Origin of the sequence: Pseudomonas sp. BGI-2, from assembly GCF_004310295.1 — a bacterium.
Lineage (GTDB): Bacteria > Pseudomonadota > Gammaproteobacteria > Pseudomonadales > Pseudomonadaceae > Aquipseudomonas.
The window spans coordinates 43986-68952 of the sequence record NZ_SISB01000017.1 but is presented as its reverse complement, the minus strand read 5'-3'; the positions used below and the strand labels follow the sequence as shown (position 1 = coordinate 68952).

Genomic DNA, 24967 nt, shown 5'->3' with positions numbered 1-24967 from the left:
GTGGCAGCCATACGCGGGTTGACAGACCGGCAAACCAGAAACCGGTGCATCCGAAGATGCCCCACGCACAGCCGCCATGAAAAAACTGCACACGCGCAAGGATGCCGTTTTATCAGGAAGAGTGAAAGTTTCTGGTTGTCAGCCTGTCAAAGCCGATCGCTGATTTGCAGCGACACCGGAAGGCTATCGACGCAGAACCGCTTCCGCCAGTGAATGAAAGTCGATACGAGTTGCGGGAAGTTTCCTAGGACAGGGACTACGGTCCTACAAAAATAAGTAGCTGCTCAGGGGGCATATCGATTTTGGTGTTATGCCTGATCTGATTTCCTCAATACTCCGTAACCCCATCCCCCCGCAAAACCCACCCAGCCTCCCCAGCCACCAACCGATACCGAACCTGCCGCATCTTCCCCGTCCTTCCCGCCCCAGCATCCGCACTCTCATAAACCGGAAACCGCCGCACCAACGTATTCTCCACCACAGCAAACTCATCCTCACCCTGATAACCCTCCGCTGCTTTCGCATTCTCGCTAACAACCGGAAGATAAATCTCGCTCAGCGATTTCTTGCGATTGGCCGCATACGCAACCAGCTCCCCCGGCAACCCACGCCCAGGGGATCTGACGAAGACGTAAATCTCCGGCGAACCATCCTGATCAAGGTCCGCGACTTCCGCCCGGACGATGTTGCCGGTCAGCGACCGGGTGATATCCGAATTATCGACCTCAAGCCCATGAGGCGAGATGCGCACGGCAGGGTTTCCGTCGACCCATTCCCCTGTCACATGAAAACGAATGCCCTGCAATTCAAGCGTCTGGTCAAACGGCTGAGTGCTGTCCGAGGTATCAGAGGGGCTGAGGTTCAACGAAAGGCTGTAGTTCGCCACCTCATTTCGCCGTGCGGCATTGCGCATGAGGTACACCTGAACCGTGTATTCGCCGTCGACGGGCAACGGCCCCATGAAATGGTTGCCCATGATTGAGCCGTTAAACAGCGCATAGTCCGCGCCTTTGGCGATGATATTGAAGTAGGCAGACGTGTTGGAAGGCTTGAGGTCGACGGTCAGCATCTGGCCTGCCCTCGCACTCACACGGTATTGCGCAGTGAGCCGGCCCTGGATGGACTGTTTGATCTCGACGGCATCGGTGCCCTTGTCGAACGGGACCTGCTCGACACGAGGGGAGACCTCGGCGGCGGCCTGTACAGACATAGAAAGCATGGCAGCCAAGACGGCTATGAGCCCGATATTCATTTCATCTTCCCGAAAGAAAGGAGCGAGTTACTTTGGCGTAATACCTGACCCGATGAAAAGCTAATCAGCCGTGATCGTAAAGCGTAAATGCCCGATCTACCCAAAGAACATGGAAGATTCTACCGAACCGAAACCCCACCATCGGCGCCTTTCCAATTGCCCGAAAGGCGATGAGATGCACATCCTCTGTAACGACGAGTGGAACTGCAGACTTGAGGGAGGATCGATCGATTATTTCGTAGCCCAGGCCGTGTCTTGGTGCTTGTCTGAGCTGCTGCCAAGTGAGCTGGCTTAGCACGCGAATTTTGCCAAGCACACCGCCGCGCTCTTCAGATGAGCAGTCACTGACGCAATAGCCTTGTTGCAAATACTCAAACGAGAAAACCGGAGGCTTCAAGTCCGGATTGTCGGCAGGCTCCGAGCGACCCTTCAAAACCTGACTTTGCTTTAGTGCTCTATCCTTGAGATGCCCCATCAGCCCACTTCCTTATTTGACTAATCCCTTGAAGAACGTGCGCATCTCTTCCACTGGAATCTCGAGGCTCACAGCACCAGGCTTGAAGTTGTTCTTCCATGGCGTTTCTTCATGGGTCAACTCTCGCAGGCGCCAAGCAGAGTACTGACCATAAATCTTCTGGACTTCGTTTAGCAGATCCATTTGTTCCGCAGAGAAAACGCTTGCATCGAAGTCGGCCGGGAAAGGAATGCTGCCACTGCCATGCTGCTTGTAGTGATGATAAACAGATGGCACAACCGGGCCATGAGTCCATGCCTCGATTTGATCGTCAAAAAGAGGTCTGTCGAAGACTGCGAGATGAAATCCTTGTGCGTAATACACAAGTTTTTGAAGCTTCAGGTTCGACACAAGATCGCCTGCATCTTCATTCGCTTGGGCGAGGAAAAATTTCGCTGCGTCGATAGAGCTGGCCATATGACCTCCTGGTCAATCCTGTAAATGAACGTGTATAGCATAGCGATTGCTAAGCGGTCGCCGATTATCCGCTTGACTTGGGTGAAGTCAATTGAGCGGTCAATTGAGTCACCTTAGCTCTCGATGTGCTGTATGTAAATACAGTATTTTGTATCTGTGCAGCGCAGGACCAGGCGCCACCAAATCTAAAGGCGCGACACCTCATTTAATCTCACCGTGTGCTTAAAATGCTCCTAAAGCCTCACCCCCAACGCCCCCGTCCGATCCAGCGATGACCCCACCGTCAAATCCGTAATCAACGTCGGCTGCGACCCCGCATTAAACAATGCAAACCCTGTCGCAAGGCCCCAGGTCTCGGTCTGAAGCCCGCACACCAACACGCGATCGACCTTCAATCTTTTCAAATACTCAATGGACTCAAGGGAAGGCGCATAAGCGTGCTTGATAAAGAAGCGATCCGCCTCGATCAGGCTGTCATCGTCCGAAGCAGGGTGCCATCCAAGTTGTTTCTCAAAGGGTGTTTTTGATTCGTCGTGACGTTCAACAGTGGCGACGCTAGGCAGGCTGCCGATGATTTTCCGGATGCCGTCGATGAGCCATTGCGGTGGGGAAAAGCTGGGTTGGACGTCGATGATGAGGAGGGCTTGAGACATGGCGAGAGTTCCGGTCTAGACGCAGTTTGACGGTCTGGAATGGCAATTGTATGACAGCCTGTAGTTAATAAATGTCGTCAAATAAGTGACGGTTTATAGGGCGAAATACCGCTCGGCGATAAATTAGACAAAGTATTGACAGTGCCCATTTGATCTCCCATTATCGGCCGCGTTTTGGTGGCCTTGCGCCATAAAATCGGCGGACTTTAACCACTCGTATCCGCTCTACTGTTCAGGGAGAGATTTCATGTTTGTTGAGCGAATACTGGTGACTGGCGGTGCAGGGTTCATTGGGTCGCACCTCGTGGAAGCGTTGCTGGGTAAAGGCTACAAAGTCCGCGTGCTGGATAATTTGTCGACCGGCAAGGTCAGCAATCTGCCGATGGATAATGCCAATCTGAGCCTGGTCATCGGTGATGTCGCCGACGGCGCCGTGGTAGCACAGGCCATGCGCGATTGCGGTGCTGTCGTTCACCTGGCGGCGGTGGCCTCGGTGCAAGCGTCGGTGGATGATCCGGTCAGTACCCACCAAAGCAACTTCGTCGGCACCCTCAACGTGTGCGAAAGCATGGTGAAGGCCGGGATCAAGCGCGTGGTATTCGCTTCCAGCGCGGCCATCTACGGCAACAATGGCGAAGGCACGGCGATTCACGAAGACACGCCAAAATCCCCGCTCACGCCGTATGCCAGTGACAAACTGGCGAGTGAGCAATACCTGGATTTCTATCGCCGCGAACATGGTCTGGAACCGATGATCTTTCGGTTCTTCAACATCTTCGGCCCACGCCAGGATCCTTCATCGCCGTACTCCGGCGTGATCAGCATCTTTACCAAGCTGGCCATGGCCGAGCAGTCGGTGGCGATTTTCGGTGACGGTGCGCAGACCCGCGACTTCGTCTATGTCCAGGACCTGGTTAGCATCCTCGTTCAGTCCCTGGAAGTCAGCGAACCGAGCCCCGGCGCGGTGAATGTTGGCCTGAGTCGTTCCACCAGCCTCAACGACCTGATCACTGAATTGTGCGCCGTCACCGGCAGCCCGCTGAAGGTGATTCATCACGCGCCACGTCAAGGCGACATTCGCCATTCGCGCGCCAATAACAGCCGCCTGCTCGAGCGTTTCACGCTCCCGGAACCGACCGCCATCGGCAAAGGCCTGGCGCAGCTTATCCGCAGCCTCTAACCCGGCCGGTTCTACTGTCCGACGTCCAAGCAGTATCGGTTCAGTCAATTCAAGAGTGAGTTATGGAAATCGTTTTTCGCAGGACGCGTGTCCGCGCGGCCGCTAAACGGCTGCTCGCCGCTTTAGCGTTGTTCGTGAGCGGGCCTGCCGTCCAGGCCGCAGCATTGCCGCAACCCGCCAGCGTGGTTTTTTGGTACGCCGATCAACCGCCCATTTCCGAACTGGCTCAGTTCGACTGGTCGGTGGTCGAACCAGGACATTTGACAGCGGGCGATGTTAAAACCCTGCGCAAATTGGGCAGCCAGCCGTTCGCCTATCTGTCGGTGGGCGAGTTCCATGGTGGCAAGGCCGAACTCGACAAGGCATCCCTCACGGGGGCGGTCAGCCCGGTGCGTAATGGCGCGTGGGACAGTCAGGTCATGGACCTCGCGGCGCCTGCCTGGCGTGAACACCTGTTCGGCCGAGCCAAGGCGTTGCAGACAGAAGGCTACGCCGGGTTGTTTCTCGACACCCTCGACAGCTTCCAGTTGTTGCCGGAGTCGGCGCGAGAAACACAGCGTCTGGCACTCGCCGGTTTCCTGCGGGAATTGCACCAGCGTCAGCCGAACCTGAAGCTGTTTTTCAACCGTGGATTTGAAGTGTTGCCCGAGCTCGATGGCGTAGCGGCCGCGGTGGCGATCGAATCCATTCACGCCGGCTGGGACGCTTCCGCCAAGCGCTATCGCCCGGTGCCTGAAGCCGACCGCGAATGGCTGGAAACCCAGATCCAACCGTTGCGCGCCAAAGGCATCCCGCTGGTAGCCATCGACTACTTGCCGCCAGAACGCCGCGAAGAAGCGCGCAAACTGGCCAAGCGTCTGCGCGATGAGGGCTTCATTCCTTACATCGGCACGCCCGAGCTGGACTCGATGGGCATCAGCAGCATTGAAGTTCAGCCGCGCCGAGTCGCGCTGCTTTACGATCCGCGCGAAGGCGACCTGGTGCGCAACGCCGGGCACACATCGCTCGGTGGTTTGCTCGAATACCTCGGCTACCGCGTGGATTACCTGCCCGCCGACGCCTCCTTACCGGAGCACCGTTTCAGCGGCTTGTACGCCGGGATCATTACCTGGATGACCAGCGGCCCGCCGCAGGACGCAGCGGCGTTCAATAGCTGGATCGGCAAGCGTCTGGACGAACAGGTTCCGGTGGTGTTCTTTTCCGGTCTGCCGATTCAAGACCCGCTGCTGCTAAAGCGCCTGGGCCTGAATCGTTCGGCGCCGATCGGCACTCAAGCGCTGACCATCAGCTATCAGGACAAGGCGCTGATCGGCGCCTTCGAAGCCCCGGTGCAGCCCCGATCCCGTGACCTGACCGCGATTTCCTTGCTGCCCAACGGTCCGAAAGCCGCTTTGCTGCTGACGGCTGCCGACGGCCAGACATTCGCTCCGGTGGCGACGGCCGATTGGGGCGGTGTAGCCCTCGCGCCGTACGTTCTCGAAACGAATAACGAACGCAGCCGCTGGATTCTCGATCCGTTCGCCTTCCTCCAGGCCAGCCTGCGCCTGCCGGTTCAGCCGCGCCCGGACACCACTACCGAAAACGGCCGCCGCATCGCCACCGTGCACATCGATGGCGATGGTTTTCCGTCGCGTGCGGAAGTGCGCGGCACGCCATATGCCGGCAAGCAGGTGCTCGATGATTTCATTCGGCCCAACCCGTTTCTGACCTCGGTGTCGATCGTCGAAGGCGAGATTTCACCGCGCGGCATGTTCCCGTTCCTGGCGCGCGAACTGGAGCCGATTGCCCGTGAGTTGTTCGCCAACCCGAAAGTCGAAGTCGCCAGCCACACCTTCAGCCATCCGTTTTTCATGCAGCCGGAAGTGGCGCAGAAGCGTGAAAATTTCAAACCGGAATACGGCTTGAAAATGGCCATTCCGGGCTACGACAAAATCGACTTCCGCCGTGAGATTTTTGGCTCGCGCGACTACATCAACCAGCAGCTCACCACCCCGGAAAAACCGGTGAAGCTGATCTTCTGGCCGGGCGATGCCTTGCCCTCGGCAGCCACGCTGAAGCTGGCTTACGACGCGGGTCTGAAAAACGTCAACGGCGCCGAGACCATGCTGACCAAGGCCAATCCGTCGCTGACCGGCCTCAATCCATTACTGCGCCCCACCGAAGGCGGCTTGCAGTACTACGCGCCGATCATCAACGAAAACCTCTACACCAACCTGTGGAAGGGGCCGTATTACGGCTTTCGCGATGTGATCGACACCTTCGATCTCACCGACAGCCCACGGCGTTTGCGCGGTCTGCACCTGTATTACCACTTCTATTCGAGCACCAAGCAGGCCTCGATCAAGGCGATGAACGAGATCTACGGCTACATGAAGGACCAGCAACCGATGTCGCTGTGGATGAGCGACTACCTCGATCGTGTGCACGGTTTGTATCAGGCCAGTCTGGCGCGCACCGCCGAGGGTGACTGGCAGGTTCGCGGGATGGACGCGCTGCGCACCCTTCGACTCGACCCGCAAATGGGCTGGCCGGACCTGCTGCGCTCGCAAGGCGTCGCCGGTGTTCGCGACCTGCCGCAAGGCCGCTATGTGGCGTTGAGCAGTGACCAGGCGTTGCTGGTGTTGCGCCCCGACCGGGATCAACGGCCGGCGCTGGAGGAGGCCAATCTGCCGTTGCTGGACTGGAAGTATGTGGATGAAAAACACGTGAGCTTTTCGTTTGCCGGGCAGGTCGACCTGACCTTCTCCGTGCGTTCGGCGAGCAGCTGCCGGGTTGAAGTGGACGGGCAACATTTTGCAGGCAAGGCATCCGCCGGCCTGTGGACTTTTCAAATACCAATGAAGCAGGTGAGTCATGGTCAGCTCTACTGCATCTAACTCATCAGCAACTAAAAACAGCCGCCTCCTCAATCCCTGGGCATTGGCGGTGGTGGCGGTGGCCGTGGGTGGCCTGCTGTGGGTGACGTTCCAGCGCGAAGAAGTGTTCCAGCCCGATGGCCGCGAGCCAGATGCGGTGTCGGCCAATTACGCCGAATTGCTGTTGGCGGCGCACCCGGATGACGATCACCTGCGCTTGCAGCTGGTCGATCTGTTGATCCGTCTTGGCGACTACCCGAAGGCGCGCCAGTACCTTGAGAGCTGGCCGAAACCGGAACGCGAGTTGCAGGCCTATTACCGCTTGGAACTGGATGCGCTGGAAGCGAAGGCCGATGATCCGGTCGCGCAGAAAGCCTTGATCGAGCGCCTGAAAAGCTTCGATCACCGCATGCTGCCGCTGCCGCAACTGCAGAGCCTGGCCAAGTTGGCATTGACGTTACAGGCGCCGGCGTTCGCTGCCAGCGTTTACGAAGAAATCGCCGATCGCGATCCGGCTCAGCGCATTGCTTCGCTCAAGTCCGCCGCGCAGTGGTACTTGGCCGGTGAACAACCTGGCCGCGCCGCCGACATCTATCTGCTGCTCAAACAGGACAGCCAACAAGCGTCCGGGCGTCGTGAATACGCGCAACTGGCGTTCAACAGTCTGTTGGCCGCCGGCCGTGGTGATCAGGCCGCACGCGTACTGGCCGATGAACTGGATCAGCTCAAGGATCCGCAAACCGATTCGCCGTGGCTGGAGCAAGGCGTCGACGTCGCCGTCGGCAGCAAACGCTTCGATCTGGCCCAGCGTTTTCTGGATCAATGGCGAGTGTTGCAGCCGGACAACCCGCAAATCCTCCGCAAAGAATTCAGCATGCGCCTGGCCCTCGGTGACCTGTCCGGTGCGTGGGACAGTGGTCAGCAGCTCGTGGCTGAACACCCGGATGACTTGGTGTTGCTCGAGCAAATGGGGCATCTGGGCGAGTGGCGTGGCGACAGTCAGGCCGCCTTGGGCTACTGGATTCGTCTACTGGAACTGCACGAAGACCCGAAAACCCGTGAACACGCCTGGCGTCTGGCAAGTCAGCAGTACGATTTTGACCGTTCGATTCCCCTGCTCGCCGAGATCATGGAGCAGCGTGCGCTGACTGATGTCGAACTCGATGCGCTGATCTACGGTCACGAATCCCGCGGCACACCGACGCAAGCCGAAGGCTGGTTGCACGCCTATTTGCGCAAGTACCCAGCGCATCGTCTGGCCTGGACACGCCTGCTGCAAAACCTCGAAAACACCGGGCAATTCCCGCAGAAAACCGAGGTCTACAAGCGCTACTCGAAACGCTTCGCACTGACCACGACCGAGCGCATCGACTGGGCCAGTACCAACCTGAAGCTGTTTGATAATCAGGCGGCGTGGGACGTGTTGCACGTCGATAACCGCAAGATCACCGACGAGGGTTACTGGCGATTGCGGGCTGCTTTGGCGTGGGATCTGGAGCTCGACAACGAGCTGCAGATTTCCCTGGAAAGACTCCTCGCGCTCAAGGGTTCGCTCAACAGTGGCGACGAAAGTCAGCTGATCACGATGTATCGCAGCAGCGATCCGAAGCGCGCCCTGACCATGATGGTCGGCAGCTGGAAGCGCACCCGTGATCCGCAGCGTTTGGTTGAATCCTTGCAGCAAGCCCAGGAGTTGCAGGACTGGCCGCAAGTGGTCGCGCTGCTCAAAGACGCCGAGCAATACCCGGACGCCAACGAGCAAGCACAAGTGCTGGCGATACGCGGTGCCTTGGCGGTGCAGCAGGGCAATATCGACGAAGCGCAGCGCTTGTACCTCTTGGGTTTGTCGCGTTTCCCGGATGACAACCTGTTCCGCGAGCGCCTGATGTGGCTGTACGTCGATCAAGGCAACACCGCCGCGCTCAAGCCGTTGCTGACGGAATGGAAACCCCAGGCGCGTCAGGATCGAATCCTGTGGCTGCCGTTCGCCAGTGCCAGTCAGATGCTCGGTCGCGATGCCGAAGCGTTGGCCTGGTATCGCCTGTACCTCAAGACCAGTCCGCAGGATTGGCTGGTGCGCGCGGCGTATGCCGATGCCCTCGAAAGCGCCGGTTATCAGGATGCGGCCCAACGGTTGCGCTTGAAGCTGTTGCGCAGCCCCGAAGGCGAAAACACTCAGCCACCGTCCCAGCGTTACGCGATCTGGTTGCGCCTGATGGCCAGCAGTTATTCGCCGGCCAAGGCGCAGCAGGAAGTGGCGAAGTGGAAGGACGGCTCGCCAGCAATGCTGCAATTGTGGTTTGAACGCTTGCTGGCACGTCTCGACGCGACCAACCAGGAATCGCAGAAAGACCAATGGCTTGATTGGGCGCGCAGCCAAGGCTTGAAGGTCCAGCGTTACGAAGAAATTCAGCAAGCCTTGCGCAGCCGTAACAAGGCGCAAGTCGAAACGCTATTGGCCAGTAGCGATCTGAACCCGGCGCAACGTGCTCAGGCGCTCAGCCGTCTGGGCCGATTCGACGAAGCCCTCGAACTAAGCGAGTCCGCGCTGGGTGACGATCAACCCGCTGCCGTGCGCGAGCAACTGCGTCGCCAGGCTGTTGAGCTACAGGAACTGACGCCACAAGGTGCGCAGCTGTCCTGGCATCAGCAGGATTTCGGCGGTCTGGAATTCAACGGACCGCGCCTGCAAATCGCGCACAACCTCGGCAGTCAGTGGTACGCCAACCTTGAGCTGGAGAACGGCACTTACAACAGCGATCAACTGATCGAATCGCGCATGGGCGATGAGCGCAACGCCGCGCTGACCCTGCAACGTTCGGTGGAGGACGGTGGCTACAAACTGTTCGCCGACACCAGTCAGCGCGATGACGATGACCGCACCGGCCTGGGCCTGTCCCGGACCTGGCAGTTGAGCGCCAGTGACCAGATCGAGACCGGCCTGGACTGGCATCGCAAAAGCGAAGACAGCGGCCTGATGCGCGCTTTCGGCCAGCACGACAGTGTGTGGGTCGGCGGTCGTCACGGGCTCTCGGCGCGGGATCAGATCAGCTGGGAAGTCGCACAGAAATCGTTCTCCACCCGTGCGGGCGATGCCCTGGGCAACGGCCAGGCGCTGAAGATGGAATACAACCACACGCTGGAATTTGCGGGGCCTAACTGGACCGTGCGCAGCGGCGTCGATTATCAGCACAACAACGTCAAGGACCGCACGCTGGACTACCTGTCCAGCGCCAACGACGGCCCGGTGAAAAGCGTTGATGACTCGGACGATCCCGCGATCGTGACGGCCAACGATCTGCTGCAAAGTCGTTATGGCCAACTGTATGTCGGCAGCTCATGGCGTCGCGGTTTGCCGGGCGCCCTGGTGCGCACTCGCCCGCAATACACCTGGCTGGTGGACGTGACGGCGGGCTGGCAATGGCTGGATCAAACCTTCAACTACGGCATCAACACCGGGATTGGCGTCGAAGTGCTGGGCGGTGACGAATTGGCCCTTACCGTCGGCTACCAATCCGCGCCACAAGGCGGGGACGGTCAGGCGGGCGGAACACTGGGTGTGAGCTACGGCGTGCGATTCGGACGCTGATCATGAAATGTTTACAGGAGAAAAACTGATGCAAGCAATTCGTAATCTGAGCCTGGCTCTGGCAGTCCTGTTTGTCGCCGGTTGCACCAGTTTCACTGGCGACACCAGCCCGAATCTTCCGCGTACTGCGAAGTGGGGCACCGTGCCGATGATCAACTATTCGCAAACCCCGCAGGCCGGTGAACGCGCCGAGCAGATCCTGCTCAGCGTGCTCAGCAGCCATGGCCTGCAACCACGGGTTTACCCGGTCAGCACTCAGGGCGAGCAAGCACTGATGGATGACAACGAACGCCTGGCCGGCGCCCTCGACTGGGCACGGGATCAGAAGCTCGATTACGTGGTCGCCGGCAGCGTTGAAGAGTGGCAGTACAAGAACGGTCTGGACGGCGAGCCGGCGGTGGGCATCAGCCTGCGCGTGCTCGAAGCCAGCAGCGGTCGTGTGCTCTGGAGCAAAAGCGGCGCGCGTGCGGGCTGGTCCCGTGAAAGCCTCGCCGGCACTGCGCAAACGGTGCTCGACACACTTGTTGGCGCCCTTCGGTTCGAGTGAATGCAATGAACTCTCCTCACATGGATTACAGCCTCGCGCCGCGTGCCAGCGGTCCGGTGTCTTGGCTGGAAACGCTGTTGGTCACCGGCGCGGCCATCGGCCTGGGCTTGTGGCTGACCCCGCAAGACCCGTTGCAAATGCACGCCGGTTTTCCCTGGCCGGTGCTGGCACCGCTGCTGCTGGGTGTGCGTTATGGTTTTGTGCGTGGCCTGCTCAGCGCCAGCCTCTTGGTGGCGGCACTGTTTGTACTGCGCTATAGCGGGCATGAAGCCTACACCCAGCTCGATCCGTCCTTCATTGTCGGTGTGCTGGTCAGCGGCATGCTGGTGGGCGAGGTTCGCGATCTTTGGGAGCGGCGCTTGCAGCGTCTGCAGATGGCCAACGATTACCGCCAGTATCGACTCGACGAATTCACTCGCGCGCACCAGATCCTGCGGGTCTCCCACGACCTGCTGGAACAGCGCGTGGCGGGCAGCGATCAGAGTCTGCGCAGTTCGTTGCTGGGCTTGCGCGAAAAACTGCGAGTGATGCCGGACGAAGGCGATGCATTGGCCGCGCTGGCCGATCCGATCGTGACCATGTTGGGACAGTACGGCACGTTGCGCGTGGCCGGGTTGTACCGCGTCGATGAGCGTGAAGAGAACGTGTTGCCCGAAGCCTTGGCGACCATCGGTGTCATGGGGCCTTTGGGCACCGAAGACGGTCTGGTCAAGTTGTGCCTGGAGCGTGGCGAACTGGTCAGCGTGCGTCAGGAACTGATTGATGCCGGCAGCTCGGCGCAGTTCTCGTCGTTGCAGGCCTGCATTCCGTTGATTGATGCCGAGGGGCGTTTGCTGGCGATTCTGGCGGTGCGGCAGATGCCGTTCTTCGCTTTCCAGGATCGCACGCTGAGCCTGTTGTCGTTGCTCGCCGGGCACATCGCCGACCTGCTGCGCCGCGACCCGCAAGTGCTGCAATTGGCCGACGCCGATGCGCAGCAGTTCACGCTGCAACTCAAGCGTTCGCTGGTGGACGTCGAGCAGCACAAACTGGCGGCCGGTCTTTTCGCCTTTGAAATCACCCGTCCCAACGATGAGCTGTCGCGTCTGTTCGAACGCAGCCAGCGTGGCCTCGATCTGCAGTTGCCGCTGCGTAACAACCGCGATCATCAGCTGTTGTTGGTGCTGTTGCCGTTGACCAGTCCGCAAGGCACCGAAGGTTATCTGGCGCGGATGAACCTGATGCTGCACGAACACTTTGGCATTGAAAGCAGCCTCGACAGCCTCGGCGTGCGCGTGTTGCCGTTCAACCTGGAGCCTGGCTGTGAACGCAACGGGCTGCGTAATTTCCTGTTCAACGAGTGTGGCCTGAATGATCAGCAAGTGGCTGTTTAGCGGAGCCTTGTTGTTAGAGGCGGGCAGTTGGGCCAGTTTGTGGCTCGCGGCGCCCGAGTTACAACAATTGCTGGTGTTCACCCTCAGCCATGGCCTGGCGTGCGTGATGTTGTGCGCGGCCGTGTGGCTGTTGCTGCCGGCGCGCTACCGTTCGCCGCTGCCGTGGAGCCCGCTGTTTATCTTCAGCCTGGCGTTCTTCGTGCCGGTGCTCGGCGCGGTCGGCGTGGTGGCGGCGATCTTCCCGGCGCTGTACCTGCCGCGCAAACGCGACAAGCAAGCGTGGCAAGCGGTGGGCATCCCGAAACTGCCGTTTCGGGCGCAGGTGCAACTGCACTCGCCGATCTATGCCGATGGCGGTTTGCAGGACGTGTTGCGTCACGCGCCGGATCCGGATCAGCGTCTGGCAGCCCTGTTGGCCACTCGGCGCATGCCCGGCAAAGAAGCGGTGCCGATCCTCAAACTGGCCCTCGGTGACCCGAGTGACGACGTGCGGCTGCTGGCGTATTCGATGCTCGACAAGCAGGAAAGCGACATCAACCTGCACATCCAGATCGCGCTCGGCGAACTGGTCGACGCCAATGCCAAAGCGGCGGGTGCGCTGCACGGCAGGCTGGCGCGTTGGTATTGGGAGCTGGCGTATCTGGGCCTGGCCCAAGGCAGCGTGCTCGACCACGTGCTCAATCAAGCCAGCGAACATGCCGAGCTTGGCCTGGCCGCGGGTGAGGGCGGTGAGCTGGTGCTGCTGGCCGGGCGCATCGCGCTGGAGCGAGGTGACGTCGAGCGTGCCGAGGTGCTGCTGAGTCAGGCTCAGGAAAACGGCATGGGCGCGGCACAAGTGCTGCCGTTTCGCGCCGAGTTGGCGTTCGAGGCCGGCCGTTACCACGAAATCCCCGCATTGCTCGCACGCCTTCCCGAGGAAACCCGTCAGCGGCCGCCGTTCGCCGCATTGGTCAGGAGCTGGACATGAGTCAAAAGGAACAGGCACCGGTTGCCGACATCTGTCTGCTGCTCGAAGGCACCTGGCCTTACGTGCGTGGCGGCGTTTCCAGCTGGATTCACCAGATGATCCTCGGCCTGCCGGAACTGACCTTTTCGGTGATGTTCATCGGCGGCCAGCGTCAGGCCTATCCGGCCCGGCGCTACGAAGTGCCGGCGAACGTGCTGCACATCGAAGAAGTGTTCCTCGAAGATGCAACCCATCCGACCGACAGGTTGGTGGTGCCCCGCGAGGCCGACGAACAGCAGTTGCAGGACTTGTATCGCTTCCTGCATCACCCGGATGCGCCGGACCCTGCACTGGGCGAACGCTTGCTCGACTGCATCGCCCAGGGCCGCATGACCCTCGACGATGTGCTGCGCAGCCGCGCCAGTTGGGAGTCGTTGAGCGAAGGCTATCGTCAGCATTGCGCCGACCCGTCTTTCGTCAATTATTTCTGGACCCTGCGCGCGATGCAGTCGCCGTTGCTGATGCTCGCCGAAGCCGCGCAACGGATGCCGAAAGCGCGGGTGCTGCATTCGATTTCCACCGGGTATGCGGGCTTCCTCGGCTGCATCCTCAAGCAGCGCTGGAACTGCACCTATCTGCTCAGCGAACACGGGATCTACACCAAGGAACGCAAGATTGACCTGGCCCAGGCCAGCTGGATCGCCGAGAGTTCCGGTCAGGCGCTGAACCGCAGCCTTGATGCCGGCTCGGGTTATATCCGCACGTTGTGGGTGCGTTTCTTTGAGCGCATCGGCCAGCTGACGTACAACAGTGCCGACAACATCATCGCGCTCTACGACGGCAACCGTCAGCGGCAGATCAAGGACGGCGCCCTCGCGGCCCGCACCCAAGTCATTCCCAACGGCATCGACCTGCCGGTGTGGACCGCGGCGCTGGAATCCCGTGCTCACGGCATTGCGCCCGTGGTCGGCTTGATCGGGCGTGTGGTGCCGATCAAGGACGTGAAAACCTTTCTGCGGGCGATGCGCGGCGTGATCAGCGCCATGCCGCAAGCCGAAGGCTGGATCGTCGGCCCCGAAGAGGAAGACCCGGAATACGTCAGCGAATGCCGCAGCCTGATGGCCAGCCTGGGCCTGGAAGGCAAGGTGCATTTCCTCGGCTTCCAGCGCATTCAGGACATCTTGCCGAAACTCGGCCTGATGGTGCTGACCTCGATCAGTGAAGCGCAGCCGTTGGTGATCCTCGAAGCCTGGGCCGCCGGTACGCCGGTGGTCAGCAGCGACGTGGGTTCATGCCGCGAATTGATCGAAGGTGGTAGCGCCGAAGACCGAGACCTGGGGCACGCCGGCAAAGTGGTGGCGATTGCCGATCCACAAGCCACGAGCGCCGCGATCCTTGAACTGTTGCGCAGCCCGCGACGCTGGCAGGCCGCCCAGGCCAGCGGTTTGTTGCGGGTCACTCGTTATTACACCGAAGCCTTGATGCTGCAGCGTTACCGCGACCTGTATCAAGCCGCCATGGAGAACAGCTAAATGGCCGGTATTGGCTTTGAACTGCGAAAAATCCTTTCGCGCGATTCCTACACCGCGACCTTGCACGCCTACGTCTACGCGGGACTGATCAGCTCCGGCCCGTGGGTGTTGTCAATCATCAGCGTGATGCTGGTGGGCATCATCAGCATCGGCCTGCTGCTGCCGAACATGCTGGTGGGGCAGTTCCTCGTGACCGTGACGTACCTGATGGCCACCTCGTTGGTCCTGACCGGCGGCTTGCAGTTGTTTTTCACGCGCTTTGTGTCCGACCGCTTGTTCGAGCACAAGTACGATCAGATCCTGCCCAACCTGTTGGGCGTGTTGTTGCTGGTCACGCTCGGTGCCGGGTTGTTGGGAATCGTCGTGCTGGGCTTGTTGTTCGATGAGCCGTTGATTTACCGCGTGCTGGTACTGGCGAACTTCGTGGTGCTGTGCAACTTGTGGCTGGTGATCATCTTCCTCTCGGGGATGAAGGCCTATAACCGCATTCTGCTGGTGATGCTGGTGGGTTATACGCTGATGGTCGCGAGTGCCTACGTGCTGAGCTTTTTGCAGATGCCGGGCTTGCTGCTGGCGCTGTTGATCGGGCACAGCACGCTGTTGTTTCTGTTCCTCTACGACATCCTGCGCGAGTACCGCGCCGAGAAACTGATCGCCTTCGACTTCCTCGACCGGCGCAACGTTTTCCTCAGCCTGCTGGCCACCGGTTTCTTCTACAACATGGGCATCTGGATCGACAAATTCCTGTTCTGGTTCAACCCCGGCACCTCCAACGAAATCGTCGGCCCGCTGCGCGCCTCGATCCTTTACGACCTGCCGATCTTCCTCGCGTACCTGGCGATCATCCCCGGCATGGCGGTGTTTCTGGTGCGCATCGAGACCGACTTTGCCGAGTGGTACGACCGCCTGTTCCGGGCGATCCGCGAAGGCGAAACCCTGCAACACATCGGCCAGCTGAAAACTGAAATGACCTTGTCGATCCGCCAGGGTCTGCTGGAAATCTGCAAGGTGCAGGGGCTGACGGCGGTGCTGTTGTTCCTGTTCGCACCGCGCCTGCTGGACTGGCTGGGCATCTCCAGTTATTACCTGCCGCTGTTCTACATCGACCTGATCGGTGTGAGCATTCAAGTGGTGTTTATGGCGTTGCTCAACGTGTTCTTCTACCTCGACAAGCGCACGGTGGTGCTGGAACTGTGCGTGCTATTTGCAGTGTTGAACGCGATGTTGACGCTGTTCAGCATGTACCTGGGGCCAAGCTTCTTCGGGTATGGGTTTACGCTGTCGTTGCTGATTTGTGTATTGCTGGGTTTACACAGGCTTACAACGGCGCTGGAGGATTTGGAGTACGACACGTTTATGTTGTCGCGCTGATCGTTTTTTCAGGCGTGAAAAAAGGCACTGGCGGTTTTCGCTCAGTGCCTTTTTTTCGTCCGACTGACGTCACTTGTCAGTCTTGATTGCGCTGCTAGGCTTGAACTCCCGGCCCCATCATCTGTTGCTTCCCATCAGGAGTCACGATCATGAGCACTGCACTGGAAACCGTTCTATACACCGCAAAAACCCACACCGTCGGCGGCCGCACAGGCACTGGCAAATCCAGCGATGGGGAGCTTGATGTCAAATTCAGCTCGCCGGGATCGGGCAAGCCGGGCACCAATCCGGAGCAACTGTTTGCACTCGGGTATTCGGCCTGCTTCATCGGCGCGATACAGGTGGTGGCGGGCAAGATGAAAATCAAACTGCCGGAAGACACGTCGGTCGATGCCGAGGTGGACTTGGGCAAGGTCGGTAGCGGGGACTTCCAGTTGGCGGTCAGGTTGAACGTCAACATTCCCGGGCTGGAGGAGGGGGTGAAACGGGAACTGGCTGAGGCTGCGCACCAGATCTGCCCGTATTCTCGGATGACACGCGGGCATGTGTCGGTGGATTTGAAAGTGCTTTGAGTGCACTGAGAAAATCCCTGCCATACCCCTAACCAATGTGGGAGCGGGCTTGCTCGCGAATACGGTTTGTCATTCAACATTGATGTCGACTGATCCGCCGCCTTCGTGAGCAAGCCCACTCCCACAGGTGATCTCCAGCGAACACAAAATCTGTGTGCGACAAAAATCCAGTGTGGGAGTGAGCCTGCTCGCGATAGCGATTGTTCATTCAACATTGGTGTCGACTGACACACCGCAATCACGAGCAAGCTCGCTCCCACAGGGGATCAACTGCGTGGCGCAGATTTCGGCACATCAACATTATCCAGCATCCGATTCACCGCCAGTTCCGCCAGCATCACCACCTGCTGAATCGCCATCGCTCTATGTCGATGTGGGCCTTCCAGATACCCGGCAAAATCACTCGCCATTACACTGGCCTGGGCCAACGATTCACAGGTGTGGGCGAGCAGGTCTTCGTCCTTTAAATCCGGCGCAACGAGAAACATCGTGCTTGGTTTGCGGGCAACGGGTGATTTGAGGGCGGAGGGGTTGAGGTAGTGATCGAGCGCGCGGTCAGCGGCGTCGTGGAGTTTTTTTGAATCGATGGATTCATAGGGGGAAACGTCGTCCGCGGCAGGCGGGTTTGGGGTTTCTTTGATCATGGTAAAAGCTCCTAAATAATTGGAGCTGCCACTTTCATTTCCAGGCGAGTGGGTGGCAGCTGTGCGAGGGCTGGAAACCGAGGTAGGAGCTAACCCTTGGCAGACCCGAAGGTCTCCCGCACACAGCCGCCATAACATTGAACTGCAGGCTGAAAAAAACGCCGCAGTATGTCATGTGGACTACTGATTAGCTCTATTCCCTCGGGTTTCCAGGCCCGGTCGCTGATGTGCAGCGACCGACAAAGCCTATCCACTCGCCTTCCTACCTGACAACCGCCGGAACCTGTCGGAAACATCCCGAAGAATCACGGCGTCTGTAGGATCAGAACGAGATTTCTGTTTAAAAGAGGCTTCCAAAATCAGCGGTTTCTGCGAGTTCCGAACCTAGTTCGAAGCCCCAACCCCAAACTTCAACCCACCCCAATTCCAGTCCTTCGACTGCTTCGTATAGCAGCCAGCCTGATTCTTGGGCTCGGCATCACAGGCAATCCGCCCGGTTTTATTGGTGTCGGTGGTGCGGTCGTTGTAGTGTGCACAACCGGACGTCAGGGAAAGGGTTAGCGCGGCAATCAGTACTTTGAATTTCATGGCTGCTTCCTTGCGGGGAGATCGCCAGCATAGGTCTGGTTGTGTTTAACCACAAATCACCAACCCCCAGATGCAACAAAACCCGCACTTGGCGGGTTTTGTCTTGCTTCGTATTTGGTGGAGCCGGGGGGATTTGAACCCCCGTCCGCCAGTACTCCGCTGTCGGTACTACATGCGTAGCCGTTTCTATTAAGTTAACCCTCAGCGACCCGAAGGGCAGGGTGCTTTGGGCGAGTTGTGTAAGTTTTAGCCGCTTCGTCCACAACGTACTGCACGGCGATTCTGTTCTATATGACAATCACTTTGGGTTTACAGACATCCCCTGGTGATTGCTGGACCCGAAGGTACCAGAAGCTCAGGATCTAAAGCTGCTTACGCAGCGAGAGAGAATTCCTGGCCGTAGGTTTCGTCATTGGCAACTATAAGTAGTTGCAACAGTGGATTTACGAGTTCTGTTACCAACTCGGCATGCACCTAAAGTTTCGCGACCGGCGTCGAATCCTAAACGGCCCCGTGCCTGTTGTTCGGTGAGTCAAAGTGAGCAACAAGCCTGCGCAGTGTACGCCAAACGGTCACGGAAGGCCAACCCGAAGGTTGGCCTTCCCGGTTTACTTGGCTGGCTCGCTGGCCAGTTTGTCCACGCGGGACAACGCTTGAGTGGCTGAAGTGACGCATTTGTCGTCATCACCGGCCTTTTGCGCTGCTTCGGCATCCGCCTGCATGCGCTTGATATCCATCGTGGCGTTTTCGGACGTGGCCGGGATCGTAGTGACTTTGTTTTTCAGCTCCTGAAGCTTCACTGTGCACAGGTCAGTGGCAGCGAAAACGGGAGAGGCCAGCATTGCAACAGAAATAAACAAACCAGCAAGAGCGGTACGTTTCATGGGTATCTCCTTGAACTGATGGTCTCGGTGTTGCCGTATCAGCTGGCGGCTCGGCCGAGTCTTATTAAGCCACGTTCGTTGAGGCCTAAATTAATGACTACGGCGTCGTTCAGGAATTCGGTTTTTTCTTAACGGGCTATGAAAAATTTCTCGAAGGGTAAGAAATGCACTAAAAAGGGGCGTTATTGCCCCTTTTTGCTGGTGAAAATGTATTAGTCCGCTCTGGCTTGAGTGACCCTATCCACCAGATAGACCAGCCCGTGGTAGTCAATTCCACCGTGTTGCGTCAGACCGATCTCACACGTGCGGCTGGTGGAAATCCCCTCGCTGCACTGCTGCACCGCATCCTTCAACGTCCTTAAAGAATGAGCGTTCAGCTCCGGCGAGGTGAAGCCCTTGTCCCCGGCAAATCCGCAGCAGTGAATGCCCTCGGGAATGACCACGTTGTTGCTGCATTTGCGCGCCAGATCGATCAGCGCCTGGCTCTCGCCAAGGTGTTGAGTGCTGCAGGTGACATGCACCGCGATCGGCGCTTCCTGCGGTGTGAAATCGAGGCGATCCATCAAATGCGTACGGATGAATCGCACCGGGTCGTACAGGTCCAGTCGAACTTCGCCCAGATCCTGAACCAGCCGCAGCGTGCATGGACTGGTGTCGCAATAGATCGGATCGAGCCCGCCGCGACTGGCGTGCAACAGCGCGCCAATCAGTTCCTGGCGCTTGTGTTCGGCTTGCTCGGCATAACCCTTGGAGGCAAACGGTTGACCACAGCAGAGGCTGTCCTGGTTGTCCGGAAAGACTACCTGGTAACCGGCCTTTTCCAGCAGCCCACGGGTTTTGTCGTACAGCGACATCTGCTCTTTATCACCTGCCGCCGGGCCCATGACCCGTGAAACGCACGCCGCGAGATAGACCACCCGAGGGCGCTCATCCGATACGACCGGGCTGAAGCGAATGGCTTTTTCCGGCTGCGGCATGGCATTGGTCCATTGCGGGACCTGACCTTTGGACAACTTTGTCAACGTCGCCGACAGCTTTGCCAGACGCGGCGCGCCCAGCAGCATCCGCGCGCCGTTGGCCACATGCAGGGTGAAGCGCGCACCTTGCAGCGCGGTGGCGAAATTTCCTTCCAGCCAATTGGCGGTTTTCGTATGCGTCGCTTTGCGCCCGCGAAGCTTTTTCACCAGCTCGCCGGTATTGATGCCTACAGGGCAACGTTGCGCACACAACCCTGTAGCGGCGCAGGTGTCGATGCCCTGGTATTCGTAGGCGGCTTCAAGTTCGGAGGTGTCGACACCTGCGCGTTTCTTCGCCTGGATATCCCGCCAGATCACGATGCGCTGGCGCGGGCTCAGGGTCAGGCCTTTCGACGGGCACACCGGTTCGCAGAAACCGCACTCGATGCACTTATCCACAATCTCGTCGGCGGCTGGCAGCGGTTTCAGGTGCTTGAGGTGGATCTGCGGATCCTCGCTGAGTACCACGTCCGGGTTGAGAATGCCGTTGGGATCGAGCAGGCGTTTGAGCTGCCACATCAGCTGATAGGCATCGCTGCCCCATTCCAGCTCGACGAAGGGCGCCATGTTGCGGCCGGTGCCGTGTTCGGCCTTCAGTGAACCGCCGAACTCCACGGCCACCAACTGCGCCACGTCGTCCATGAATGCTTGGTAGCGTGCGACTTCTTCCGGGTTGTTGAAGCCTTGGGTGAAGACGAAGTGCAGATTGCCCTCCAGCGCGTGTCCGAAAAGGATCGCTTCGTCGTAGTGATGTTTGTCGAACAGCTCGATCAGACGGTTCACACCGATGGCCAGTTGTTCCACCGGGAAGGTCACGTCTTCGATAATCACCGTGGTGCCGGTTTTGCGCACCGCGCCGACGGCGGGGAAGGTGTCCTTGCGGATCGCCCAGAGCCGGGCGTTTTCTAGCGGGTCTTCGGTGAAGTCGACTTGTTTCTCCACCGGAAACGAGGTCAACGACGTCATGATCTGCGCAAGCTGTTCTTGTAGCAAAGTGGTCGATGCAGCGCGGGATTCAATGAGAAGCGCGCAGGCATTGTTCGACAGCTGTTGTACGAAAGCCGGCATGCCGGGTTTGTCCTGCACCGAACGCAGGCTGCGACGGTCCAGCAGTTCCACGGCCGACACCGGTTGGCTTTTGAGCACGGTGACCGCGTTGCAGCAGGTTTCCACATCCGGGAACACGATCAGCGCCGAGGCCTTGTTAGGGTGATCGATCACCGTGTCGTAAGTCACCGCGCTGATGAACCCGAGGGTGCCTTCGGAGCCCACCAGCAAGTGGCTCAAGATATCCACAGGCTCGTCGAAATCCACCAAGGCGTTGAGTGACAGTCCGGTGGTGTTTTTCAGGCGGTATTTGTGGCGAATTTTTGCTGCCAGGTCGGCATTGGCGCGGGTCTCACGGCCCAGGCTCGCCAGACGTTCGAGCAGCGAAGCGTGGCTCTCACGAAACGCGGCAATACTCGCCGCATCTTCGGTATCGAGACGGCTACCGTCGGCCAGCACCAGACGAATGCCGGCCAGCGTGTGGTAGGTGTTCTGCGCCGTGCCGCAGCACATGCCGCTGGCGTTGTTGGCGACGATGCCGCCGATTTTGCAGGCGTTGATCGAGGCCGGGTCAGGGCCGATCTTGCGCCCGAACGGCGCCAGCCAGGTGTTGGCCTGCGCGCCGATCACGCCCGGTTGCAGGCGGATTTGCGTGCCTTGGCCGCGGATCTCGCGACCGTTCCAGTTATCCCCAAGCACGATCAACACCGAATCACTGATGGCCTGGCCAGACAGGCTGGTGCCGGCAGCGCGGAAGGTCACCGGGACTTGATCCCGTTGCGCCAGTTTGAGCAGCGCGACCACTTCATCTTCGGACTCGACACGGATCACCAGTTTCGGAATCAGCCGATAGAAACTGGCGTCGGTGCCGAAGGCCAAAGTCGACAGCGGGTCGTCGAAACGTCGCTCTTGGGGAATCAGTTGCTGCGCATCTCGCAGGAAAGCCGCCGGTAGACTCATTGGTCCTCCAGGATCAAAACCACCAGGTCTTTCGGACCGTGCGCGCCGTAAGCCAGGACTTGCTCGATGTCAGCGGTTTTCGACGGGCCGGACACCAGCAAGGCGTTGGTCGGCAGGCCTTGGGCCCACTCGAATTCCTGCTGCACCTGATAGAAGTTGTCGCGGATTTCACTGGCCTTGAGCAGGGCGAAATGCACCGGCGGTACCAGGCTCATCAGGCGCGGCTCTTCCCGCGTCGGCCAGAGAATCAGGCTCCCCGTGGCAGCGATTGCCCCGAGGGTAGTGGTCAGGCTGGCCGGGGTGTCGTTGAACAGCTCGGCTTTCCATTCTTCAACCGGGCGGTCGTAGGATTTGAGTGTTGGCAGACCAGGATTTTTCGCCCAGTGCTGAGTGATTCGTTGACCGTGAGGTGTAGTCGGCGCGATCAACAGGCTCGGCAATTGACGATCCAGCAGTAATTGCGCGAGCAGCGCCGGCCAACATTCGCCGGACGTCAGATGGATTTCGGTGTGCACCGCTTCCATCAGCTTTCGCAGTTGCGGGATGCGTTGATCGGCGGTGTAGGTGTAAGGCGCCGTCACCAGTTCGACGTTGAACTCGTCAGGCACCGGTGTGGTGCCGGTCAGACTTTTCCGTAACTTGGCGAGGATGTTTTGCTTGGCGCTCATCAACGATCTCCCTGTTTGGCCAGATGCTCGCGGGCCATGTCGTGCAGTGAGCGGGCAGCGGGTTTCGGTGCGCTGTGGTTTTGCGACCAGGGGCCAACATTATTTGGTGCCAGGGCGCGCAGCCGTGTGGCGAAAAAGCCGAACAGTCGATACAACGTCGGCGAACTGTTGAGCCTAGCCCAGGCGTTCCAGATAAAACGTTCTTTGCGCGAGTATTTGCTGCCCTGGCCGCGCATGACTTGATGCGGGCTGTCCGGCGCTTTGACGTTTTCTTCCCGTAGGCGACGCAGCAGTGCGGGGATAGGAATTTTTACCGGGCAGACTTCACCGCAAGCGCCACACAGCGACGACGCGCTCGGATGGTCCGGGACGTTCGCCAGGCTGACCATGTGCGGGGTGATGATTTTTCCGATAGGCCCGGGGTAAACCTCCCCATAGGCGTGGCCGCCGATTCTGGTGTAGACCGGGCAATGATTCATACAAGCCCCGCAGCGAATGCAGTTCAGGGTCTGGCGCAATTCGCTGTCGGCGAAGGCCTGGCTACGACCGTTATCGAGCAGGACCAGATGCACTTCCTGGGGGCCGTCGAGTTCATGTTCCTTGCGCGGGCCGGAGATCATGTTGACGTAGGTGGTGATCGGCTGGCCGAGGGCCGAGCGAGTCAGCAGTGACAACAGAGGCACCACGTCGCGCAGGTTTTCCACGACTTTTTCGATGCCGGTGACTGCGATGTGCACTGGCGGCACCGTGGTGGTCATGCGCCCGTTGCCTTCGTTTTCCACCAGCAGCAGGGTGCCGGTTTCGGCCACGGCGAAGTTGACGCCGGAGACGCCGATGTCCGCTTCGAAGAATTTCTGTCGCAAGACTTTGCGACCGATCTGAATGAGTTGGTCAACGTCCTTGGTGTACTCCACGCCAAGTTTGTCGTGGAACAAGGACGCGACCTGACCGGCATTCTTGTGGATCGCCGGCATAATAATGTGTGAAGGCTTCTCGTGGTCGAGCTGGACGATGTACTCGCCCATGTCCGATTCCAGGCATTCAATGCCCTGTTCAGCGAGGAAGTGATTCATCTCCATCTCTTCGCTGACCATCGATTTGCCCTTGATCACTTGCCGCCCCTCGTGAGCGCGGATGATCGAGAGGACGATGCCATTGGCCTCGTCCACCGTTTCCGCCCAGTGCACTGTCACACCGTTGCGGGTCAGGTTCTGTTCAAGCTGCTCGAGCAGATCGGGCAACTTGGATAACGCACGGGCGCGGACAGCGTTGCCCAGCGCTCGCAAATGTTCTCTTTCGTGGGCATCGCTGAAGGACGCTGCCCGTTTTGTCATCAGTGAATCCATCGCAGTGCGAAAGTTATTTCGCAGTTGCTTGTCACCCAACGCCTTATGAGCCCGGGTGCGAAAATCTTCTTCCACGGCAACCGTAGGAATAATCGCGGAAGCGTTCATAGAACACCTCCGGTTCGCTGCCAAAGGAAACTGGCCAGGTGTTGGCCGCGCAACGCTTCCCTCTGTTTCTCCAGCGAGCCGTTGATGTTCATCAGGCAACCGCAGTCGGCACTCAGTACCTTGTGCGCGCCGGATTCCTTCAACGATCGGGTCTTGTCCGCCACCATCGCGCCGGAAATGTCTGGCATACGGACGCTGAAAGTCCCACCGAAGCCACAGCATTCACTTTCGTGGCTGTGGTCGACTCGCTCCACGTTGCTCAGTTGCGACAACAGCTCGCGACCGTGCAGGTGGGTATTCATTTCACGGCGTGCCGAGCACGAGGTGTGAAGCGCCACTTTCACTGGCTCGCCGCTGTCCTTGAGCTGCACCTTGCAGACAAACAACAGGAATTCGGCCAATTCATAAGTCCGGGCGGCCAGCGCCTGAACCTGTTTCAGCGTGTGCGGCTCGTCCTTGAACAAGTCGGCGTAGTGTTCACGCAACATCCCGGCACACGATCCCGACGGCACCACTACCGGATAGTCCCCGGCGAACAGCGCCAACTGCGAGCGCGCCACGGTCCGGGCCTGCTCGGTGTAACCCGAGGTGTAGGCCGGTTGCCCGCAGCAGCTTTGCCCTTGCGGGTACTCGACACGAATGCCTTCGCGCTCCAGCAGATGAATCGCATCCATCCCGGCTTCCGGGTAGAACAAATCCACCACGCAGGTCCCGAACAGGTAGACCCGTGACGGTTTCTCGCTGGGGTATTGCCGAGGCTCGGGCAGTGGCGGGGCGACACGGGTCGCGTTCGGCACGGCGTTGTAAAAAAGCTCGCTCATCAGGCGTGTCTCTCGGCCGGTTATCCGTCCGCTGAGGCTGCTGAATATAGAGAGGCAAGCTTTCAGCAGCCTTACAGACCGGGT

General features: G+C 59.2%; 20 protein-coding genes and 1 other RNA gene. 9 read left to right on the top strand and 12 right to left on the bottom strand.

The window, feature by feature from the left end:
- Positions 1-328: 328 nt before the first annotated feature.
- The 4 genes from EYC95_RS13645 to EYC95_RS13630 form a co-directional block, all read right to left on the bottom strand.
- On the bottom strand, positions 329-1252 hold the full coding sequence (locus tag EYC95_RS13645; RefSeq protein ID WP_131060819.1) for a hypothetical protein: 924 nt from the start codon (positions 1250-1252) through the stop codon (positions 329-331).
- Between the two features lie 64 nt (positions 1253-1316).
- Complete coding sequence (locus EYC95_RS13640; protein ID WP_131060818.1) at positions 1317-1727, bottom strand: hypothetical protein; 411 nt, start codon at positions 1725-1727, stop codon at positions 1317-1319.
- 12 nt (positions 1728-1739) lie between these two features.
- Positions 1740-2183, bottom strand: a complete 444-nt coding sequence (locus EYC95_RS13635) for a Panacea domain-containing protein (RefSeq protein WP_131060817.1) — start codon at positions 2181-2183, stop codon at positions 1740-1742.
- A 233-nt stretch (positions 2184-2416) separates the two neighbouring features.
- On the bottom strand, positions 2417-2836 hold the full coding sequence (locus EYC95_RS13630) for a cysteine hydrolase family protein (protein WP_131060816.1): 420 nt from the start codon (positions 2834-2836) through the stop codon (positions 2417-2419).
- A gap of 247 nt (positions 2837-3083) precedes the next feature.
- Here EYC95_RS13630 and EYC95_RS13625 point away from each other — a divergent pair, with 247 nt between their 5' ends.
- From EYC95_RS13625 to EYC95_RS13585, 9 genes are all read left to right on the top strand, one after another.
- Positions 3084-4016, top strand: a complete 933-nt coding sequence (locus EYC95_RS13625; RefSeq protein WP_131060815.1) for an NAD-dependent epimerase/dehydratase family protein — start codon at positions 3084-3086, stop codon at positions 4014-4016.
- 62 nt (positions 4017-4078) lie between these two features.
- Entirely contained in the window at positions 4079-6892 is a 2814-nt protein-coding gene (locus EYC95_RS13620) for a bifunctional glycoside hydrolase 114/ polysaccharide deacetylase family protein (protein WP_131060814.1), read from the top strand.
- Positions 6870-10460, top strand: coding sequence for a tetratricopeptide repeat protein (locus tag EYC95_RS13615; RefSeq protein WP_131060813.1), 3591 nt, complete (start codon positions 6870-6872; stop codon positions 10458-10460). Before EYC95_RS13620 ends, EYC95_RS13615 begins: the two co-directional genes overlap by 23 nt.
- Before the next feature lie 28 nt (positions 10461-10488).
- The gene (locus EYC95_RS13610) at positions 10489-11007 is read left to right on the top strand and encodes a penicillin-binding protein activator LpoB (RefSeq protein ID WP_131060812.1); all 519 of its coding nucleotides are present in this window, start codon (positions 10489-10491) and stop codon (positions 11005-11007) included.
- Positions 11008-11012: 5 nt separating this feature from the next.
- Positions 11013-12380, top strand: a complete 1368-nt coding sequence (locus EYC95_RS13605) for a PelD GGDEF domain-containing protein (RefSeq protein WP_131060811.1) — start codon at positions 11013-11015, stop codon at positions 12378-12380.
- Positions 12358-13347, top strand: coding sequence for a HEAT repeat domain-containing protein (locus EYC95_RS13600; protein ID WP_131060810.1), 990 nt, complete (start codon positions 12358-12360; stop codon positions 13345-13347). Before EYC95_RS13605 ends, EYC95_RS13600 begins: the two co-directional genes overlap by 23 nt.
- Positions 13344-14858, top strand: a complete 1515-nt coding sequence (gene pelF / locus EYC95_RS13595) for a GT4 family glycosyltransferase PelF (protein ID WP_131060809.1) — start codon at positions 13344-13346, stop codon at positions 14856-14858. Before EYC95_RS13600 ends, pelF begins: the two co-directional genes overlap by 4 nt.
- Positions 14859-16229: an exopolysaccharide Pel transporter PelG gene (gene pelG, locus EYC95_RS13590; RefSeq protein ID WP_131060808.1), complete on the top strand. Its 1371-nt coding sequence runs from the start codon at positions 14859-14861 to the stop codon at positions 16227-16229.
- A gap of 149 nt (positions 16230-16378) precedes the next feature.
- Positions 16379-16801, top strand: coding sequence for an organic hydroperoxide resistance protein (locus EYC95_RS13585; protein WP_131060807.1), 423 nt, complete (start codon positions 16379-16381; stop codon positions 16799-16801).
- 266 nt (positions 16802-17067) lie between these two features.
- On the opposite strand, the gene EYC95_RS13580 is transcribed toward EYC95_RS13585, so the two are convergent.
- The 8 genes from EYC95_RS13580 to EYC95_RS13545 form a co-directional block, all read right to left on the bottom strand.
- On the bottom strand, positions 17068-17445 hold the full coding sequence (locus EYC95_RS13580) for a DUF6124 family protein (RefSeq protein ID WP_131060806.1): 378 nt from the start codon (positions 17443-17445) through the stop codon (positions 17068-17070).
- Positions 17446-17829: 384 nt separating this feature from the next.
- The gene (locus tag EYC95_RS13575; RefSeq protein ID WP_131060805.1) at positions 17830-18033 is read right to left on the bottom strand and encodes a hypothetical protein; all 204 of its coding nucleotides are present in this window, start codon (positions 18031-18033) and stop codon (positions 17830-17832) included.
- A 115-nt stretch (positions 18034-18148) separates the two neighbouring features.
- Positions 18149-18546: a transfer-messenger RNA gene (gene ssrA, locus EYC95_RS13570) on the bottom strand.
- Between the two features lie 95 nt (positions 18547-18641).
- Positions 18642-18917 carry a hypothetical protein gene (locus EYC95_RS13565; protein ID WP_131060804.1) on the bottom strand — a complete coding sequence of 92 codons (276 nt, stop codon included), beginning with the start codon at positions 18915-18917 and terminating at the stop codon, positions 18642-18644.
- A gap of 212 nt (positions 18918-19129) precedes the next feature.
- Positions 19130-21940: an FAD-binding and (Fe-S)-binding domain-containing protein gene (locus EYC95_RS13560; protein ID WP_131060803.1), complete on the bottom strand. Its 2811-nt coding sequence runs from the start codon at positions 21938-21940 to the stop codon at positions 19130-19132.
- Entirely contained in the window at positions 21937-22608 is a 672-nt protein-coding gene (locus EYC95_RS13555) for an LUD domain-containing protein (protein ID WP_131060802.1), read from the bottom strand. The genes EYC95_RS13560 and EYC95_RS13555 overlap by 4 nt, the downstream gene beginning before the upstream one ends.
- Positions 22608-24062 (bottom strand): LutB/LldF family L-lactate oxidation iron-sulfur protein, encoded by a 1455-nt coding sequence (locus EYC95_RS13550; RefSeq protein ID WP_131060801.1) that lies wholly within the window; start codon positions 24060-24062, stop codon positions 22608-22610. The genes EYC95_RS13555 and EYC95_RS13550 overlap by 1 nt, the downstream gene beginning before the upstream one ends.
- Positions 24059-24883, bottom strand: a complete 825-nt coding sequence (locus EYC95_RS13545; RefSeq protein ID WP_131060800.1) for a (Fe-S)-binding protein — start codon at positions 24881-24883, stop codon at positions 24059-24061. The genes EYC95_RS13550 and EYC95_RS13545 overlap by 4 nt, the downstream gene beginning before the upstream one ends.
- Positions 24884-24967: the final 84 nt, after the last annotated feature.